Source organism: Enterococcus sp. MMGLQ5-1 (genome assembly GCF_013155265.1).
In the GTDB taxonomy this organism is placed as follows: Bacteria; Bacillota; Bacilli; order Lactobacillales; family Streptococcaceae; genus MMGLQ5-1.
The window spans coordinates 51,922-69,147 of sequence record NZ_JABJXU010000004.1 but is presented as its reverse complement, the minus strand read 5'-3'; the positions used below and the strand labels follow the sequence as shown (position 1 = coordinate 69,147).

General features: G+C 35.2%; 23 protein-coding genes. 5 read left to right on the top strand and 18 right to left on the bottom strand.

Features of this window, described 5'->3' with window-relative positions:
* Positions 1–9 precede the first annotated feature (9 nt).
* From rsmB to gmk, 6 genes are all read right to left on the bottom strand, one after another.
* Entirely contained in the window at positions 10–1,359 is a 1,350-nt protein-coding gene (rsmB, locus tag HOY35_RS05695) for a 16S rRNA (cytosine(967)-C(5))-methyltransferase RsmB (RefSeq protein ID WP_172211192.1), read from the bottom strand.
* Complete coding sequence (gene fmt / locus HOY35_RS05690; RefSeq protein WP_172211190.1) at positions 1,349–2,290, bottom strand: methionyl-tRNA formyltransferase; 942 nt, start codon at positions 2,288–2,290, stop codon at positions 1,349–1,351. Before fmt ends, rsmB begins: the two co-directional genes overlap by 11 nt.
* A gap of 66 nt (positions 2,291–2,356) precedes the next feature.
* Positions 2,357–2,848, bottom strand: coding sequence for a peptide deformylase (gene def, locus HOY35_RS05685; protein ID WP_172211188.1), 492 nt, complete (start codon positions 2,846–2,848; stop codon positions 2,357–2,359).
* An 18-nt stretch (positions 2,849–2,866) separates the two neighbouring features.
* A complete protein-coding gene (priA, locus tag HOY35_RS05680) occupies positions 2,867–5,248 on the bottom strand; it encodes a primosomal protein N' (protein ID WP_283770047.1) in 2,382 nt (793 codons plus the stop codon).
* 99 nt (positions 5,249–5,347) lie between these two features.
* Positions 5,348–5,689 carry a DNA-directed RNA polymerase subunit omega gene (gene rpoZ, locus HOY35_RS05675; RefSeq protein WP_172211186.1) on the bottom strand — a complete coding sequence of 114 codons (342 nt, stop codon included), beginning with the start codon at positions 5,687–5,689 and terminating at the stop codon, positions 5,348–5,350.
* Positions 5,690–5,729: 40 nt separating this feature from the next.
* The gene (gene gmk, locus HOY35_RS05670) at positions 5,730–6,347 is read right to left on the bottom strand and encodes a guanylate kinase (RefSeq protein ID WP_172211184.1); all 618 of its coding nucleotides are present in this window, start codon (positions 6,345–6,347) and stop codon (positions 5,730–5,732) included.
* Positions 6,348–6,569: 222 nt separating this feature from the next.
* Between gmk and HOY35_RS05665 the strand changes: the two genes are divergently transcribed.
* From HOY35_RS05665 to rlmB, 5 genes are all read left to right on the top strand, one after another.
* On the top strand, positions 6,570–6,716 hold the full coding sequence (locus tag HOY35_RS05665; RefSeq protein WP_172211182.1) for a hypothetical protein: 147 nt from the start codon (positions 6,570–6,572) through the stop codon (positions 6,714–6,716).
* Between the two features lie 519 nt (positions 6,717–7,235).
* A complete protein-coding gene (gene cysE / locus HOY35_RS05660) occupies positions 7,236–7,814 on the top strand; it encodes a serine O-acetyltransferase (protein WP_172211180.1) in 579 nt (192 codons plus the stop codon).
* Positions 7,807–9,216: a cysteine--tRNA ligase gene (gene cysS / locus HOY35_RS05655; RefSeq protein WP_172211178.1), complete on the top strand. Its 1,410-nt coding sequence runs from the start codon at positions 7,807–7,809 to the stop codon at positions 9,214–9,216. The genes cysE and cysS overlap by 8 nt, the downstream gene beginning before the upstream one ends.
* Complete coding sequence (locus tag HOY35_RS05650) at positions 9,213–9,611, top strand: Mini-ribonuclease 3 (RefSeq protein ID WP_172211176.1); 399 nt, start codon at positions 9,213–9,215, stop codon at positions 9,609–9,611. Before cysS ends, HOY35_RS05650 begins: the two co-directional genes overlap by 4 nt.
* A gap of 30 nt (positions 9,612–9,641) precedes the next feature.
* Positions 9,642–10,376 (top strand): 23S rRNA (guanosine(2251)-2'-O)-methyltransferase RlmB, encoded by a 735-nt coding sequence (gene rlmB / locus HOY35_RS05645; protein WP_172211174.1) that lies wholly within the window; start codon positions 9,642–9,644, stop codon positions 10,374–10,376.
* Between the two features lie 552 nt (positions 10,377–10,928).
* Here the strand turns inward: rlmB and HOY35_RS05640 are convergent.
* From HOY35_RS05640 to HOY35_RS05585, 12 genes are all read right to left on the bottom strand, one after another.
* Entirely contained in the window at positions 10,929–11,867 is a 939-nt protein-coding gene (locus HOY35_RS05640; RefSeq protein ID WP_172211172.1) for a N(5)-(carboxyethyl)ornithine synthase, read from the bottom strand.
* A gap of 279 nt (positions 11,868–12,146) precedes the next feature.
* A complete protein-coding gene (locus HOY35_RS05635; RefSeq protein WP_172211170.1) occupies positions 12,147–13,061 on the bottom strand; it encodes a hypothetical protein in 915 nt (304 codons plus the stop codon).
* A gap of 131 nt (positions 13,062–13,192) precedes the next feature.
* Positions 13,193–13,393, bottom strand: coding sequence for a cold-shock protein (locus HOY35_RS05630; protein ID WP_172211168.1), 201 nt, complete (start codon positions 13,391–13,393; stop codon positions 13,193–13,195).
* A gap of 168 nt (positions 13,394–13,561) precedes the next feature.
* Positions 13,562–14,092, bottom strand: coding sequence for a hypothetical protein (locus HOY35_RS05625; RefSeq protein ID WP_172211166.1), 531 nt, complete (start codon positions 14,090–14,092; stop codon positions 13,562–13,564).
* Positions 14,093–14,129: 37 nt separating this feature from the next.
* Positions 14,130–14,615: a hypothetical protein gene (locus tag HOY35_RS05620; protein ID WP_172211164.1), complete on the bottom strand. Its 486-nt coding sequence runs from the start codon at positions 14,613–14,615 to the stop codon at positions 14,130–14,132.
* A 477-nt stretch (positions 14,616–15,092) separates the two neighbouring features.
* On the bottom strand, positions 15,093–15,296 hold the full coding sequence (locus HOY35_RS05615) for a cold shock domain-containing protein (protein ID WP_172211162.1): 204 nt from the start codon (positions 15,294–15,296) through the stop codon (positions 15,093–15,095).
* Positions 15,297–15,310: 14 nt separating this feature from the next.
* Positions 15,311–15,859: a hypothetical protein gene (locus tag HOY35_RS05610; protein ID WP_172211160.1), complete on the bottom strand. Its 549-nt coding sequence runs from the start codon at positions 15,857–15,859 to the stop codon at positions 15,311–15,313.
* A gap of 9 nt (positions 15,860–15,868) precedes the next feature.
* Entirely contained in the window at positions 15,869–16,066 is a 198-nt protein-coding gene (locus HOY35_RS05605) for a hypothetical protein (RefSeq protein ID WP_172211158.1), read from the bottom strand.
* Positions 16,067–16,111: 45 nt separating this feature from the next.
* Positions 16,112–16,333, bottom strand: coding sequence for a hypothetical protein (locus tag HOY35_RS05600; RefSeq protein WP_172211156.1), 222 nt, complete (start codon positions 16,331–16,333; stop codon positions 16,112–16,114).
* Complete coding sequence (locus HOY35_RS05595; RefSeq protein WP_172211154.1) at positions 16,323–16,694, bottom strand: phage replication protein; 372 nt, start codon at positions 16,692–16,694, stop codon at positions 16,323–16,325. Before HOY35_RS05595 ends, HOY35_RS05600 begins: the two co-directional genes overlap by 11 nt.
* 39 nt (positions 16,695–16,733) lie before the next feature.
* Positions 16,734–16,937, bottom strand: coding sequence for a hypothetical protein (locus HOY35_RS05590; protein ID WP_172211152.1), 204 nt, complete (start codon positions 16,935–16,937; stop codon positions 16,734–16,736).
* Positions 16,938–17,018: 81 nt separating this feature from the next.
* Complete coding sequence (locus tag HOY35_RS05585) at positions 17,019–17,156, bottom strand: DUF2292 domain-containing protein (protein WP_172211150.1); 138 nt, start codon at positions 17,154–17,156, stop codon at positions 17,019–17,021.
* Positions 17,157–17,226: the final 70 nt, after the last annotated feature.

The window sequence follows — 17,226 nt, the reverse complement described above, 5'->3', positions numbered from 1 at the left end:
AATAACTATTTATGACCTTTTTCTTAATTTACAAATGAAGAAACCGTCCGTATTATATAATTCTGGTGTCAATAAAAGCTGACCATCCTCTGTGAGTCCCACAGAGGTTTCAATTTTCTCAATCACAAAATCAGCATGACTTGCTAAAAACCTTTCAATCACTTCTTGATTTTCTTCTGCAATAATTGTACAAGTACTGTACACCATTATACCCGATTTTTTCAACACTTGCGCACAACTATCCAATATTGCCAACTGAATTTTTTGCAAAGCTGTAAAATCAGCTGCCATTTTCCGATATTTGATATCTGGTTTGCGGCGAATTAGCCCAATACCTGAGCATGGTGCATCCACTAAAATTCGATCAAAGCTTTCCTTTGGAAAATGCTGTGCTACCTGAGTAGCATCTAATTTTTGAGTGACAATATAACGATCAACACCTAGACGTTTGGCATTATCATTAATCAGCTTTAGCTTATGGTCATATAAATCAAGCGCTGTAATTTTCCCAGTCGTCAAATAAGTCGCAAGATGAGTAGTCTTACCCCCAGGCGCCGCACACGCATCTAATATTTTATCATTGGGTTGAACCTCCAATAACGGTGCAACCAGTTGACTGCTTTCATCCTGAATCGTGTATTCCCCTGTATCAAAGAGCTCATTACCCGCAAAAAAGCCACGCTTAGCAATTAGACCCACAGGCGATAGCTGACTTTTGCTAACCGCAAAGTCCAAAGCATTTAACTGCTGTTCAAGCTTTGCAACTGAAGTTTTAGCAGTGTTCACTCGAATGCTCGCTTTATTCTTAACAAAAAGACTATCAAAAATTTGAAGAGCTCGTTCGTCTCCGTATTGTTGTATTAGCTTTTCAACTAACCACTCAGGGACTGAATACTGAATCGAGTAGCGCTCAATTGGATTATCTATTGCCAAAATATTTGGCACGCCATTGCGAGTCAGATTGCGCAAGACACCATTGACAAATTTACCAATACCGGGATTACCAAAATTTTTAGCAATTTCAACGGCATCATTTAAAATTGCATGATTTGGCACTTTATCTAGGTACTGCATTTGATAAACTGAGAGCATTAATAAATTAGCGACCCAATCATCCAACCTTTTAGGATTTTTAATCGCAGTATTTAAAAAATATTTCAAAGTCAATTTTCGGGCAACCGTACCGTAGACCATTTCTGTAAATAAGGCACGATCGCGATCCGAAAGACTAGTCGATTTAAGCATATCACCCAACAGTAGATTTGAATATGCTTCGCCACTCAGAATTTTGTTAAGGGCTTGTAAAGCTAAAAATCTTGGATTTACCTTGAGCCACGCTGGAATTTTCTTACTCGCCAAATTGTTCTCCTACTTTTAACTTCTGTCCTAAGCCATTTAAAAAGCTCTCAATTGACATTGGCGCCTTACCAAAAGGCTGCAATTCTTTGATTGAAATTAAACCATGGTTAGTTGCCACAAGCAATTCTTTTTTACCTTTCTTAACAATTGTGCCTGGTAAGCTATCTGTCTGCTGATCAATCACAGCGACTTTTTGAATTTTCAAGCGTTCATTTTGCCAAGTCGTATGAGCAACTGGCCATGGATAAAGACCTCTAACCTGATTGTATATTGCAGCTGCACCCTGTTGCCAATCAATTCGCTCCTGCTCTGCAGTAATGTTTGGTGTGATTGACACTAGCGCCTCTACTTGCGCTTCTCCTTTTAATTCACCTGCAATATAAGACGGCAAAGTTTCCAGTAATAGTGTTTTTCCAAGAATACTTAACTTATCAAACATTGTTCCAACATTATCATCCCATTCAATTGGAATTTCACGTTGTGCCCACATCGTTCCCGCATCCATTTTTTTCACCATTTCAATAATGGTAACGCCTGTTTTATCGTCACCGTTCATAATCGCATGATGAACAGGTGCGCCACCTCGATATTTTGGCAGTAATGAGGCATGAACATTGATTGCCCCAATAGAGGCTGCTTGTAAAAGTGCTTCTGGTAGAAATTGACCAAAGGCTGCAGTGACAATTAAATCCGGCTTTAAAGCAATTATTTCAGCCATTTCAAGACTATCTTTAATTTTTTCTGGCTGTAAAACCGGGATACCTAATTTTACAGCAGCTACCTTCACTGGTGGTGCCTGAATCACTTTTTTTCTGCCAACACGTCGATCTGGTTGTGTGACAACAGCAATCACCTGATAGTGATTGGCTACTAGGCCTTCTAATATTGGTACTGAGAATGCTGGTGTACCCATAAATACAATTCTAGTCATTTTTTCTCCTTATAAATCAACGAATTAGTCTATAAATCCATATATTTAATTATTAAATACTAGATATTAGCTATTGTCGTGTTTTTCATAATAGGCTTCAAGCTCATTTTCTGGTATTTCTTCGATCATTTTATCAATAAATAAAATGCCGTTTAGATGATCAATCTCGTGCTGAATGACTCTCGCTAAGTACGCTTCAGCGATAATTTGACATTGCTCACCATCACGATCTAAATAATTAACCACAATCTTCGTATTTCGACGAACAGTACCATACATATTAGGAATCGAAAGGCAGCCCTCGACAAAGATATCCGATCCTGTTGCAAGAATTATTTTAGGATTAATTAATTCCAGCAATTCGCCATCATCTAATTGAACCATCGCTATTTTAACGCTCTCACCAATCTGTGGTGCGGCAATCCCGACACCATCACCCGAAATCATCGTATCATATAAATCATCTAATAAATCCAATGTCTCCGAAGTAATTTCATTAATTTGTTCCGTTTGCTGTCTTAAGCCCTCATCTGGCAATACTACAATCTCTCGTATCATTATTTTCCTTTACTTGTACTAATTTTGCGGTTCAACATCAATCATGATTTTCAAGCCTTCTCTGGCCTTTTTCTGACTTTCAGCTAAAATTGATTTTAAGACCTTCGACAATCCGGATTCAAAACGGTATTTAATCATTATTTGATAAAAATATTCATTTTTAACTCGGGCAATAAATGCAGGTACCGGACCTAGAATTTTAGCCTGATTTGAAAGCGTTTCAGTTAATTGATGGGCAATCCGAAAGCTTTCAGCCTGTGCTTTTTTTAAATCACGGTGCGTAATTGTCAATTGAACCGTGAAATAATATGGTGGATAAGCAAGCAAACGTCTAAATTCCATCTCACGCTGATAAAACGCCTCATAATCTTGATGCTTAACAAGCTGAATCGCATAATGCTCTGGATTATAGGTTTGAATGACTACCTCACCGGCTTTTTCAGCACGTCCAGCACGTCCAGCAACTTGCGTCAATAGCTGAAAGGTTCTTTCACTTGAGCGAAAATCAGGTAAATTAAGGGCAGTATCCGCATTTAAAACACCCACCAGGGTTACATTACTAAAATCTAAACCCTTAGCAATCATTTGAGTACCCAACAATATATCTGCCTGCTGCATTTCAAAACGCTGTAATAGCTTTGCATGTGCGCCTTTTCTACTAGTTGTATCGACGTCCATACGAATCACCTTGGCATCAGGTAAGAGTGTATTAAGCTCCGCTTCCACTTTTTGCGTACCTGTTCCATAATAACGGATTTCTTTACTGTGGCAGTTAGGACACTGCTGAGGGATGGCTTCTTTATGACCACAATAATGGCAGTTCATTGTATGAGTATCCATATGTAAGGTTAAAGAAATTTCACAATTTGGACAAGGAACAACATAGCCGCAATCACGGCATAGTATAAATGAAGAATGACCTCTTCGATTAAGCAAAAGTATAATCTGTTCCTTTTTAGACAGACGATTTTTTATTTTTTCTAATAATAACGGCGTAAAGTTTTGAGATTTTAACTCACCAAAATAGTCTCTGAAATCAACAATATCAACAGTTGGCAAGCTCGCTTTAGGATTCGCGCGCTGCGTTAAACGAAGAAAATCGTAGACCCCTTTTTGAGCGCGCGCACGCGACTCTAAGCTCGGCGTTGCACTCCCTAATACTAACGGACATCGATGATACTTTGAACGTTCAATCGCAACATCACGCGCATGATAGCGCGGTACGCTATTTTGCTTATAGCTGCCTTCATGCTCCTCATCAATAATGATAATGCCAATATTTAATAAAGGGGCAAATATGGCCGAACGTGCACCAACCACTACCCTTGCCTCTCCACGTTCAATTTTTCGCCATTCATCATAACGTTCCCCATCAGAAAGGCCACTATGCAAGACCGCTACCGACTTGCCAAAGCGCCCGACAAACCGCGTAACCATTTGCGGTGTTAAAGCAATCTCTGGCACAAGCATTAATGCGGTTTGCCCAGCCAGCAGTACTTTGGCAATAAGCTGTAGGTAAACCTCCGTCTTGCCACTTCCCGTAATGCCCTCTAGCAAGAAAGTTTTTGCCATTTCAAATGATTGCTCTATCTGTTTAACCGCTGATAGCTGCTCTGAATTCAAAGTCAATGAGGTAACCTTCTCATAATCTATCACTTCAAAGGGCTTTCGATAAATTTCAACCAAGTCAATCGTCAGCCAGCCTCTCACCTCTGCCTGATTAATATCCGCAGTTGAAAAGCCCTGTTCTTTTATCTGTGAGATGAGCTCTGGCTCCGTCATGCCCTTTAAATAGCTTAATAATGCTTGCTGTTTTTTGGCATTTTTTCGTATATTAATCTGTTCCAAAGCCGTAATATCATTAGGTGTAATCCGTTTTTCGAGCTTAGCGTGTCCCTTTTGCTTAGTTAAATAGCTTAACTCCACCATTCCTACTAAGCGCAGTTTTTGTAAGGCTGCCAATAATTTCTTATCGGATGCCTCTTGCCAAGAAATAACTGAACCAGCTTTAAAAATAGCTGCCGTTTGCTGATTATCTATTAGCTTAATAAATTCCTTATCATAATCTAGCTTCAATAAATTAGGGAGCATTGCTTGTAAGCAAGATATTTTAAACGCATACGTTGTTTCCTTAAGAAAATCGGCTAGCATTAGCAATTCATCATTTAAAACTGGTGTAATATCCAGTGTTTTGACTATTTGTTTTATGTCAAAGTCTACTGCTTCAAGCCTTTCAAGCGAAATAATAAAGCCTTGAATTAAACGACCACCCTTACCAAAGGGGACAATTACTCGCATTCCCCTTTCAATAATTGTTTCTAATTCTGGCGGAACCAGATATGAATAAGCCCGATCAGTTTGCATCAAAGCAATATCAACAATAACTTTAGCGACTAGCAATTAAGCCTCCTTTGATATGCATCAATCAGCATATTTTCACCACCTAAAACACTAATTAATAGAAAAAGAGCAAGGTTATCCTCCTAGCTCCCTTATTAATTATTCCACTACATTAACATTAGCTTCTCTGCTTTTTTCGGCCAATTCATTTTCTTGAGCAATCTGCTCTTGAATTTTCCGCTCTTCAGCCTCTTTAGCTCGTCGTTCCTCTTCTGCCTTCTGACGAATTTGCTCACGCTTCAACTCTGGATTAGGATGAATTTTTACCGTACCAGCTTCAATTTCTTCAAGTGCCTGCAAAGTATTTTTTACCGATTTGAACTTCATTGTAGGTTCAGCACCCTCGGCTAATTCATGCGCACGTTTACTTTCCAAAATACATAAGGAATATTTTGAATTTACTTGGTCTAATAATTTGTCAATTGACGGTTTTAACATCATAATTAATTTCTCCTCTTTCTCAATAAACCAGCTATATTATTTAGATAATCGTATCCAGCATCTTACGATACTTGCCAATTACACGATCAACACGACAATGCTCAGCATCAATAATCTTCAAGACACGTTCAACCGCATGAGACACCTCATCGTTGACTACAGCATAATCGTATAGCTGCATCATTTCTATTTCTTCGCGCGCTTTTTGCATTCTTTCATTAATAACCTCTTCTGAGTCTGTTCCACGATTAGTAATTCGTTCACGTAGCTCAATTAGATCAGGCGGTGTTAAAAAAATATAAACACCATCAGGTGCTTTCTCTTTAACCTGTAATGCACCCTGAACTTCAATCTCAAGGAAAACATCCTTTCCTTGATCTAGAGTTTCATTAACATACTTTAATGGCGTTCCATAATAATTACCGACATACTCGGCGTATTCAAGCATCTCGCCCTTTTTAATCATTTCCTCAAACTCGACCTTAGATTGAAAGAAATAGTCAACACCATCTACTTCACCTGGACGTTGTGCTCTAGTCGTCATTGATACTGAATATTCAAATTCATGATTTTCATTATCGAAAATTGCTTTTCTAACAGTTCCCTTGCCCACACCAGATGGACCAGAAAAAACAATTAATAACCCACGCTCTCTCACTATAATCTCCTTAAAATATCTGTTTTGACTTATTACTAATACTAACACGATTACGTTTTAGAAAACAATCCTTTGTAATAAAAAATAAATATTTTTGTAACAAAAAAGTAATATTAATAACTCATCCATGCTTCACTTGATAATCGATTCAATCAAAATAATTGATTATTAATAAAAAATATATAAAAATATAAATATAATCTAGAAATTGAGGTGAATAAAATGGGTAATCGTCGCAATCAAAATGCTGGTCATTATACCAGTCAACATGATGAAGAACACTTTAGTGGAGATGGTAAGACCAATGTTGACCCAAAAGACCAAAATAAAACAACTAGAACTGAAACACGGGGCACAACAAATCATTAACAATTGAAGGTAGAACAAAAGACGTTTAGCAAGTAGAAAATGGCTAATTGCCTCATAAAAAATCGTAAAAAAGGTGCTTACTCTCTCCGATTAAAACTGTGAAAAATAGGCAAGCCATTCGTTTATTCAGTCAGAGACATTTTGTCTGACCGAAGACATATCTATTTGAACAGCTTAAATCCGAGAAAGCCTGTCAAATAAGTACATTGCCCGCTCGGTCGTACTTCACCCGAGCGGGCAATGTACTTTTTGAGATTTTTTAGGCAATTTAACTCGTAAATTACGAACATTACAAAAGGGGTTAGGACTTATGTCACAGCTCCTTTTTGAATTTAATCCTTTCAAATTCAAAGCAGTTTTTCCAGAATTACTCTGATTTTTAGTCTTTTTAATGTTAAAATAATGTAATGTCATTAGTTGGTAATTGGAGCAAGCGAAAATCCTACTAAATTAACCATCAATCATTTAAAAAGACTATTAAATACTCAAATAAATTTATTTAGAAAGTGAGAATCTGCTTTGGGCTTTTGGAAAGAAACAATTTCAATTGTTAAAGAAAATGACCCTGCTGCGCGCAGTGGACTGGAAGTTCTTTTAACCTACCCTGGTGTAAAGGCTTTGGCGGCACATAAAATTAGTCACTTCCTTTGGCAGCACAAATTGAAACTAATCGCTAGAATGAATTCTCAATTTTGGCGGTTTTTAACGCAAATCGAAATTCACCCCGGTGCCGAAATTGCAGACGGCGTTTTTATTGATCATGGTGGCGGGCTAGTTATTGGTGAAACAGCTGTTGTAGAAAAGGGAGTCATGCTTTATCATGGGGTCACACTTGGTGGTACAGGTAAGCATAGTGGTAAACGGCATCCTTCCGTACGTCAGGGTGCACTTGTTTCAGCACACGCTCAACTGATTGGACCAATTGAGGTTGGGATTGAAGCAAAGGTCGGGGCTGGAGCTGTCGTAACAAAGGATGTCCCTAATCACGTTACTGTTGTTGGCATTCCCGCTAAAATTGTTCGTGTACATCAACAAAACCTAACCAAAGAAGAAATGGCTGATATGGAACGCCAAAGGAGAGTGAGTTTTTTTGATTAAAATTTACAATACTATGACACGCCAAAAAGAAACTTTTGAACCAATTGAAGCGGGCAAAGTGCGGATGTATGTCTGCGGTCCAACCGTTTATAATTATATTCACATCGGTAATGCTAGAAGTGTGGTTGCCTTTGATACAATCAGAAGATATTTACTTTTTCGTGGATTTGAGGTCAATTATATCTCTAATTTCACCGATGTCGACGATAAAATTATTCGTGCTGCAAATGAAGCTGGTAAAAGCTCGCTTGAGATTGCAAATCAATTTATCAAAGCATACCAAGCTGATACTTCAGCACTTAATGTTTTACCAGCAACACGTCACCCAAGAGTAATTGAATTTATTCCTGAAATCATTCAGTTTATTGAAATATTAATTAATAAGGGCTTTGCCTATGAATCGGCCGGGGATGTTTATTTTCGTGCAAAAAAATCTGATCACTATGGCGCATTAGCAAATAAATCAATTGAAAGCCTGGAAGCTGGGGCTGGGGGAAGAACTGGTGAGGAGCTGCAATTAAAAGAAGATCCAATCGATTTTGCATTATGGAAATCAGCTAAGCCAAATGAGCCTTCCTGGGCATCACCTTGGGGTGAAGGCAGACCGGGCTGGCACATTGAATGCTCAGTGATGGCAACAGAAATCTTAGGAGATACCATTGATATACATGGTGGTGGACAAGACTTGGAATTTCCCCATCATACAAACGAAATTGCCCAATCTGAAGCCAAAACTGGCAAAACCTTTGTTAATTATTGGATGCATAATGGCTTCGTAACGGTTGGTGAGGCAAATGAAAAAATGAGTAAATCCTTGGGTAACTTTGTAACCGTCCACGAGCTGATTCAAGAAATTGATCCACAAATTATTCGCTTTTTAATGGCTACCACACAATATCGTAAACCAATTCAATTTTCTGAAAGCGGCATTGATGAAGCCAAAACAAATCTTGAAAAAATAAAAAATACGCTAGAAAATCTTGACTTTAAAATGAAAACCGCAATTGCGGATTCATTAGATGATAACGCGCATCATATTGAAATAGAAAATTTTAAAAAAGAGTTTGTAAAAGTGATGGATGATGACTTTAATGCAGCCAATGGTATTACCGTATTATATGAATTACTGCGCTGGACAAATATTTATCTAGAAGGCACACCAACCAAGGTGACATTGCGTCATTTGCGCAGCTTGATTATCGAATTAAGTGATATTTTTGGAATTACCTTCAAGCAAACCTTTATTGATGCTGATATTGAAAAATTAATTGAAGCGCGGAAAATGGCCAGAGCCAATAAGGATTTTCAAAGGGCAGATGAAATTCGCAATCTGTTAAAAGCAGAAGGGATTGAACTGCTAGATACACCTGATGGCACACGGTTTAAAAGGATGGAAACATGAACCCAAACTTAATTAATGGTATTGCATTAGCTTATATTGGAGATGCAATCTATGAGGTTCAAATTCGTGATTATCTAATCCAAAAGGGACTGACGAAACCGAATTTATTGCATAAATCAGCAACTCATTTTGTCTCCGCGAAGGCACAGGCTTTTTTGATTGAACAACTCAAAAATGAAAAATTCTTAACAGAAAAAGAGTGGAGTATCTTTAAACGTGGGCGTAACGCTAAAAGTCACACCACCGCGAAAAATACAGACCCGGCTGTTTACAAGGTCTCAACAGGCTTTGAAGCAGTCATTGGCTACCTGCACCTACTCGGCGATCAAAAACGTGTTTTAGAAATTACTGATTTTTGTATTAAGAAAATCGAAAATAAAAAAAATAATTATTAACTAAAGCTCGCTAGGAAACGGAGAAAACGGATGACTCAAGCAATTAATGACTTTATTTATGGTGTGCACGCCGTTATTGAAGCAATTGAGAATAAGCATGGTAATAAGCTATTCGTTCAAGAAGATTTAAAAGGGAAAAATGTCAACCAGTTAAAAGCAATTGCCAAGCAATATAATGTACCTACCAAATTTGTCACCAAAAAAAAGCTAGAAGAGCTATCTGACGGCGGGGTTCATCAGGGCTTTGTTTTAGCAGTAACACCTTTTGAATATTGGACACTTGAAGCTTTAATTCAAAAAACAAATAATACAGCTGCCTTTTATCTCATCCTAGACGGCATTCAAGATCCGCACAATCTTGGCTCCATCTTAAGAACAGCTGATGCTGCTGGAGTGACAGGTATCATCATTCCAAAGCATCGGTCTGTCGGCGTTACAAGCACCGTCGTTAAAACCTCAACTGGCGCTGCAGAATATGTGCCTATTGCCCGTGTAACGAATTTAAGTGCCACTGTTAAAGCACTTAAAGAAGCTGGTTTTTGGGTCTTTGGTACAGATATGAATGGCACGCCTTATACCAAATGGAACACTCAGGGTAAAATTGCCCTTATTATTGGTAATGAAGGCAAGGGTATTAGCCCGGCGCTACAAAAAAATGTTGATGAAACGATTAGCATTCCTATGACTGGTCATGTTCAAAGCCTAAACGCTAGCGTTGCAGCGGCTTTATTAATTTATGAAGTCTATCGTCATCGCATCGTCTAATATGCAAATAATTTTGTCATATCTAATTCGATGAAACAATCTCAGCCTCATCCATGATAACCTCCTAACCAAGAAGGATTAAAAAAGGCGTTATCAATAGGTTTTGTTAGTATCATTTAAACTTGATATATCTACATTTCACCAAAAATCAATAAAACTAAATACAACTAAAAAAGAGGTCACATACAGACAAATGCACAGACCCCTTTAAATATTAAATTATATTAAACCACCACGTCAATATGACATAGTTATTATAGCAATTCTAAGCAGCTTACTCAATGAGTGGGTTGCTTATTTAATTAATTTCAGTCCTCTTTATTTTTATCGTCCAATCGTTTTGCCCACCATTTACCCATAATCATTAATAGCCAAACACTTATTACAACTAACATGCATAAAACCAAATAACCTAAAATTTCACTCACGGCATAAACTCCTTAGATTCCATAATTTATAGCGTTTACATTTTTTTCGTGCCCACGGTTATATCATCTAGATTAAATCATGTCGAAAAGATAAAATTATTCACTAATAAAAAAGTTATGTAGATCAATCTTTTGATACTAGTCTTATAAATGAATCTATATCCTTTGAATAGACATATTTACTAAATTGTTCACTAATTATTTTACTTATATTGCGATAAACTAATGAAGGAGTGTTTGGAACAACATAATAATAAATACCATCCTTTTTATAAATAGGTTCATCAATATTAGTACCATGTGTATTCTCTATTGCATTTCCGGCATCGGCCGCGATATCAATAACAAAACAATTTGCTTTCAGTTTTTTTTGTTCACTAAGAGAAATAATTGGATTTCCATCATCTCCAACTTCAATTCCGTTAATAATAATATCAAATTGATCAATTTGTTCTTTGAACTGAGGTAATGTTCTTCTATAAAACATTTTTAAATTTGATGAAAATTTAGATATTGCATGAAACGAACCTTGTGCCACATTACCTGAACCTAGAATCGCTATCTTTGTTGATTCATTTGGAAACATGCCATGACTGAGTAAAGCATGGATTGTCCCTGCATAGCCGGCATAAAAACTATTTTGGTAAATAAAATTTTCTGGAATCCAACTTGGGCGATATTCATTATTCTGGTAAAAAACTGTAGGAGATCGATTATCTAAATCTACAACAATTAACTCCTTAGGTAAAGCTTGCTTTTCCATAAATGATTTTCCAGATCCTTTCGGATGTGTCCAACCGATAATAATTTGACCTTTCCTAATCAGTTCATAGTCTATAGGTTGTATGAGCTTTAAAGAAAAAACGCCATCACATAGAGCAAAAATTTCATTATGTTCTACGATAACAGCACCCTTATCTCTGTATTCTTGATCAGGGATATCTAAATAATCACCCAATCCTTGTTCAATATAAATTTCGTTGTTAAAATTTTTGATGTCTTTTGGAAATAGTGGAACTCTTTGTTCGTTTGGAAAATTTGATTTAATAAATCCTAATTTCATTTTTACCACCTTCCGCATCCAATGTACAGTTAAATTCTGTGTACCATTTTTAAGTATACGCTTTATTAGTGGTAATAACTGCTTTTATCGAAAATAAATAAGTCACATCACAAAAGATGACTGAAATGAGGTATATTAACACAAATTATTTATCTAAATAAGTTTTAATCGATAGCCTTAAATCTGCCAAAATTATTAAGTATAATACCATTTATTTTGATAAATTATTTATAAAAATACTACTCAATTAACAAGTGTTATTATTTTATGTAAACATTTTTATTCTACTTGATTTCTAAGCATTTCTCTCTCAATTATAATTATTTTTTCGTTTGCAATCTTCTCAATTATTTTTTTTAACTTTCTACTATCAATAGTAGCCCTTATTTTATTCTCTTCACTGATTATCTGCGCTACAGGTAGCTGATCATGCTTTTGAAGATTTTCAGAAACAAAACTATGTGGAATATATTTATCGATAATTGATTTAACTTCATCACTATAGTCCTCACAATCGTATACTAAAATAAAATCAGAATCTGATAAATTTTCATAAATGTTTTTGTTTGTTCTGATAGATTCTTTTATGATTGATAAATTTATTAGTTCGCTAAAATGCTTACGTTTCAATATGTTTTCTATTTCTTTTATATCTTTTTTCTGGGTAAAATTCACTTCATTATAAATTTTAGTTATTAATACATTAGCTTGATTTACTGTTAAAAAAGAAGTACTGAAATACTTTACATCTCTTTTTTTAGGTTTTATTTCTAAAACATACCAAAATATAACTGTATTTATCAAATAACTTTCTAACTCTCTAAAACCGAATTTTTTATTGGTTTCTTTGGATATCAATGTATGTAATATTACATGTTCTATTAAATTACAATACACTAGATTTTCTTTTTTTTGAAATTCGAATGGATAATTTTTCCTTTTAATCGTATTTAAATCTGATAAATTATGAAACTTATTTTCAAAAACATGATGACAATACAATCCATCGCTAGTTCTGGAGTAACTACCTTTAAAAATTCTTTCCACGTCACCATTTAGAAATCTACTATATGCTCCCTTTTCAAAATAATCATCTTTTACACTTCCGTATTTCTGTATCAATTCATCTACTAATTGTAAATAAGACATTTTAAATAATGAACTATAATATTCAAATTTATTTTTTTCTATCATATCTATTCTCCTGCTAATAATAAATATTATTATTATATTAAATGACTAAGAATTTCTTTGTTTATTGAGAATTATAAAAAAGATTTCCGAAAAAAAAAGAGCCACGAAGTAAATCGTGACTACTTTTGAAATTATGCTTTACGAACGTTAACTGCTTGTAAACCACGTTGGCCTTCTTCAGTATCAAATGTTACTGCTTGACCTTCATCTAAAGATTTAAATCCATCAGATTGAATTCCTGAAAAATGTACAAATAAATCTTTGTTGTCTTCTCCAGTGATAAATCCAAAACCTTTTTCCGCATTAAACCATTTTACTGTACCGTTACTCATATTGTTTCCTCCTTGTGCATATCTTGTATGCTTATTATTGCAAAAAATGTTTGATAAGCAAAAGGAGAACTATCTATTTCTATATACTACTCTCATTACATGCCAAAATTGATTACATTACTAGAGTAACACGTTTAGTATCATAAAGCAAAATAAGTTATAACTATGCTATTTATTCATATTCTCCAACTCCAACAACCGCCTGTCTTGGTACGTCCTACTCTTTTCATATTTCCAGGTATCCAAGGCACTTAAATAACAATTATCTTTAGTAAATACTTTGGCTTGCTCATGTTCAGTAGTCATAAGGACTTCATCACGATTGGCTGTTCTATCCTCTTTAACATACAATTGGCCCATTTTAAAAACAAACTCATCTAGTTTATTTGATTGCTTAACCTTTATTTCATTTTCTACAAGTGAATATAGATAGCCTAAATCACTCTCAGCACGTATCCTAAGCTTACGATAATCCTGTAATGTCATTGCGTATTGTTTAGCTATTTCATCATCTTTATTGGGTATAATAGAGGTGTAAATCCCCCTAGAATTATCGAAATTGGCTTCTTTATCTGAATGATAATATTTATCGGCTAAGATATTACGTTGTTTTTCATCTAATTGCTGTAATGCTGTGAAAAATATTCTAGCATTATCTTTTTCATAATAAGTCAATAGAGTGATGTTTTTTTCAGTCATTTTCCAATGTCTTAACAGAAAAACAATTTGCTGATTTCTAGTCGTCAAGAAACATCATCAACCTTTCTAATTTATCGTCCATGTTATCCGTCAGCTTCAACGGCTCTTTTGGAAACTCTAAGCCGTATCGATAAGCTGCAGCCGTTTCAATCTCATATATCTCATCTTGTAATTGCTCGATGATATCTTTTGATATAGAGGTAGTATGTTCATATTTAAAGTATTGGATCATCAGCCAATAATCAGCCTTAGAAAATGACTGCAAACACTGTTTAAAAGCCTTGTGCTTAAATATAGTGATTTCTAGTGCATGACTGACGTATTCTTTAGCGCCCTCAATATCATCAAGCAACATATCAATTCTAGGCGCTTCTACATGGATATCTAAGCCACTATAAACGATACGAGTTGCTAGGGTGCGATTATATAAAGAATGCTCTAAATCGCTCATACGTGCATATAATCGCTTTATTTTATTATCTAATCTAAAGTATCGCTGTATCTCTAAATGGCTTTCTTCCAAGTGTCACACCTCGCTTTATAAATATGTTTAGTTGCTGTATAATGTAGTTACAAAAGGAGTTACATTCCTTCCGCATTAACGCTTAGGCGGTGGGGGGGATGTAATTCCTTTGGTCCTATAGTCAAGCCTTTTTTAGGGCGTCAGAAATGTCAGATTTTATCTCTTTTTTAGAGTGCCAATTTTATCCTTTGGTGTCATTTTAAATGGCACCTATACTAAAAAACACATCACTCTTAGTGATTAGATTGACCCACTTTTTTCACTATCGTTTTGTGCGATAGCAGATTTTATGATAATGTGGTCATTCTGAATGGCTACTTTTATATAAATGGACTGTATACTTTTGTACTCTCTTATTGATTGTTATTCAAAAAACAGCCAATTTTCACTAATCAGATATTAAATGACAATCCAATATATAAAAATCAGCTCTTTTTTTAAAAGTAAGCCACCAATTAAGGCAGCTTACTCACAAAACTAATCTAAAATTGCAACGCTAATTGCCTTATTACGTCCGTTATGTTCAGTAACTTCATACTCAACCTTTTGACCCTCTACAAGCTTTCTGTAACCAGTAACCACAATATCGGAGTAGTGAACGAAAATATCGTTATTATCGTCTCCAGTAATAAATCCGTAGCCTTTTTTTTCGTTAAACCATTTAACTGTACCTGTAATCATTATTTATTCCCCTTCTAGTTTTCTGCTCGATTTAAAATATCATCGATACTATTTTGAATACGTAAGTTTTGAAGTGATGAAATTGATGTAGTTAAAAGATAATCTTTACTATTATCGACATAGATACGCAAGTTCAAGCGTTCCTCATATAGATCATTTAAACCACTTCGTAACTCTGTTAACCATTCTTGGCGAATACGAACAATCTCTTTGGCTGCAGCTTGTAAATCTTCCAAATACTTAATTTGAAGGTTTTCTTCTAAAGTTCTTTGCTCATTTCGTACAATATTTTCTATTTCTGACATCAGTTTCTTTGATTGATACTTAACCAAGTTTTCACGTTCTTTTTCTGCTTCCTGAATCAATTTATTAAGGTCATTCAAATCATTATTAACACTATTTTTATCTTTAAAAGTATCCAAAGAATATTTAGCAGTGCCTACTAATTTAGCACTTGAATTACTACGCAGCTCACTCTCATGATTACGTAAATCGCTAATATTCTTATCGATAACTGAAAATTTAGTCTGTTGTTCTTGTACAATTACACTTAATTTACTCATAATCTTCTCCTATAATCCTTCTGTAAAAGCATCGATCATTTGATCCATAACACTTTTTTCTTTTTTATCATCCTTAGCCTCATCTATACCTTTTTCTTCCGCTTCTTTAATACAAGCGGCGATGATATCCTCAGGTAATTTTTCATCTTTTACCATTTGTGCTAAAAGCTCTGTTAAAATTTCATACTTTGTTTTTGTATTTTCCATGATTTACTTTTCTCCATTCTATTTTTAAAATATTTATCAATCTAATTATTGGGTTGGATCACGCTGCCTAATTTTATTTAGACGAGGTATAACACGCTCACTATAAAATTTATCTGCAGCAACATCATCAGCCGCAATCGCCCTTAGTTCATCATCTGTTGCCTTTTTTAGTTCCTCATTTAAAATTTGATTCCCTAAGCCAACCTGTGAAGGTAAGGCTTGGCGCTCTATTTGCTTTAGTCTTTTAGCAATATTTTTAATGTTCATTGATAACCTTCTCAATTTCTTCAATACGTGCTTGGACATCATCTAATTCAAGTGAGCGATAAGCAACATCAAGCACATTCTTGGCAGCCTGTACACGTGCATTAGGTGAATTATCAGAATCAAGCATAATCTCTTGTAACACCGTCACAGCTTGCTCACTGGTCTTTTGAAGCCTAGCAGTCACCTGTTGCATAGCTTCACGCCTTAACTTGCGATATTCAGTTAAAAAGACTTCGTCTTTCAAATATTTATAGCCAGTCGTTCGATTAATACCAGCTTGCTTACAGGCTAAATCTACGGAAGGGGCTTCAAGTAATGCTTTTAAAAATCGGTCTTGTCTAATATTTAAAGTTTCAGCCATAAAATCTCCTTTCTGTTGTTTTTTTAATTATTCTGTTGATTACATGCCATCCCATTTACCGAGCTTTATATCAATATCAGTATCCTTACAAAATATACTAGGATTAATATTAGGTGGATCAATCGAAATAACGGCTTCCTCATTCTCAGGATCATTGACTTGTATAATCATTAATGCGCTAGCCGTCTCCATACTGATAAAGTTTTCAGCGCTTTTTATGAAGTTTCGATATTCTTTTTTCACATTTCCACCACCCTAATAAATAAAAAAGAGGACACCGTTAAGCCTTTTAGCTTAAAAGTATCCTCTAGTATTCTAGTCAGATTATTTAATTTTTTCTTTTATAGAACGCTCTACATGAATAATTTTACCATCTTGTACTTGGATCGTAATTGTTCCAAATTCTGGCACTTCATAGTGTTTTTCACTACCATTATTCACTATAATGACTTCGTTTTTCATACGTTTCTACCTCACTATTATATCATTTTTACCATACTTTTGATAGCTTTTTCACCATGAATATACTATA

What these genes read in the sequence shown, in the direction of transcription:
- fmt (WP_172211190.1), bottom strand. Translation starts at nt 2,290, where the DNA reads ATGACTAGAATTGTATTTATGGGTACACCAGCATTCTCAGTACCAATA.
- def (WP_172211188.1), bottom strand. Translation starts at nt 2,848, where the DNA reads ATGATACGAGAGATTGTAGTATTGCCAGATGAGGGCTTAAGACAGCAA.
- rpoZ (WP_172211186.1), bottom strand. Translation starts at nt 5,689, where the DNA reads ATGATGTTAAAACCGTCAATTGACAAATTATTAGACCAAGTAAATTCA.
- HOY35_RS05665 (WP_172211182.1), top strand. Translation starts at nt 6,570, where the DNA reads ATGGGTAATCGTCGCAATCAAAATGCTGGTCATTATACCAGTCAACAT.
- HOY35_RS05650 (WP_172211176.1), top strand. Translation starts at nt 9,213, where the DNA reads ATGAACCCAAACTTAATTAATGGTATTGCATTAGCTTATATTGGAGAT.
- rlmB (WP_172211174.1), top strand. Translation starts at nt 9,642, where the DNA reads ATGACTCAAGCAATTAATGACTTTATTTATGGTGTGCACGCCGTTATT.
- HOY35_RS05640 (WP_172211172.1), bottom strand. Translation starts at nt 11,867, where the DNA reads ATGAAATTAGGATTTATTAAATCAAATTTTCCAAACGAACAAAGAGTT.
- HOY35_RS05635 (WP_172211170.1), bottom strand. Translation starts at nt 13,061, where the DNA reads ATGATAGAAAAAAATAAATTTGAATATTATAGTTCATTATTTAAAATG.
- HOY35_RS05630 (WP_172211168.1), bottom strand. Translation starts at nt 13,393, where the DNA reads ATGAGTAACGGTACAGTAAAATGGTTTAATGCGGAAAAAGGTTTTGGA.
- HOY35_RS05625 (WP_172211166.1), bottom strand. Translation starts at nt 14,092, where the DNA reads ATGACTGAAAAAAACATCACTCTATTGACTTATTATGAAAAAGATAAT.
- HOY35_RS05615 (WP_172211162.1), bottom strand. Translation starts at nt 15,296, where the DNA reads ATGATTACAGGTACAGTTAAATGGTTTAACGAAAAAAAAGGCTACGGA.
- HOY35_RS05610 (WP_172211160.1), bottom strand. Translation starts at nt 15,859, where the DNA reads ATGAGTAAATTAAGTGTAATTGTACAAGAACAACAGACTAAATTTTCA.
- HOY35_RS05605 (WP_172211158.1), bottom strand. Translation starts at nt 16,066, where the DNA reads ATGGAAAATACAAAAACAAAGTATGAAATTTTAACAGAGCTTTTAGCA.
- HOY35_RS05600 (WP_172211156.1), bottom strand. Translation starts at nt 16,333, where the DNA reads ATGAACATTAAAAATATTGCTAAAAGACTAAAGCAAATAGAGCGCCAA.
- HOY35_RS05595 (WP_172211154.1), bottom strand. Translation starts at nt 16,694, where the DNA reads ATGGCTGAAACTTTAAATATTAGACAAGACCGATTTTTAAAAGCATTA.
- HOY35_RS05585 (WP_172211150.1), bottom strand. Translation starts at nt 17,156, where the DNA reads ATGAAAAACGAAGTCATTATAGTGAATAATGGTAGTGAAAAACACTAT.